The sequence below is a fragment of the Peribacillus sp. P4_C12 genome, assembly GCF_056402095.1.
Genome location: NZ_JBFUIB010001107.1, coordinates 1 through 673, shown reverse-complemented (window position 1 = coordinate 673; position 673 = coordinate 1). Strand labels below are relative to the sequence as shown.

Genomic DNA, 673 nt, shown 5'->3' with positions numbered 1-673 from the left:
GTACTGCCATTACGGGGTAAAGTTATCAATACAGAAAAGGCAAAACTAGCGGATATATTTAAAAACGAAGAAATCAATACGATTATCCATGCTATCGGTGCAGGCGTCGGGGCCGAGTTTAATACCTCGGACACTAATTATGATAAAGTGATTATCATGACTGATGCCGATACGGATGGCGCCCATATCCAAGTGCTGCTGCTGACATTCTTTTACCGCTATATGAAGCCGTTAATTGAGGCAGGTAAGGTATTCATAGCCTTGCCGCCGTTATATAAAGTGAGTAAAGGGACCGGGAAGAAAGAAGTCATTGAATATGCATGGAGTGATGATGAACTTCAGGGAGCGATAAACAAGGTGGGGAAAGGCTATATGATTCAGCGCTATAAAGGGCTGGGTGAGATGAATGCCGATCAATTATGGGATACGACAATGAACCCGGAAACCAGAACATTAATACGCGTGAAAATCGATGACGGTGCGCGTGCAGAAAGACGTGTGACAACGTTAATGGGAGACAAAGTGGAACCACGCCGTAAATGGATTGAAACCAATGTCGCTTTTGGTCTCGAAGAAGAATCGAATATTTTAGATAATGAAAATATGTCGATTGAAGAGGAGGTCAATAACGATGGTATTTGAGGAAACGTTTCGTGATTTGCCGCTTGAAGAG

1 protein-coding gene is annotated in these 673 nt (G+C 42.9%); it reads left to right on the top strand.

Features of this window, described 5'->3' with window-relative positions; all coding sequences use genetic code 11:
* Nucleotides 1–642, top strand: a 642-nt coding sequence (locus tag AC1DUW_RS31615; protein WP_477644548.1) for a toprim domain-containing protein, incomplete at its 5' end; no start/stop codon positions are given.
* Between the last annotated feature and the right edge of the window lie 31 nt (nucleotides 643–673).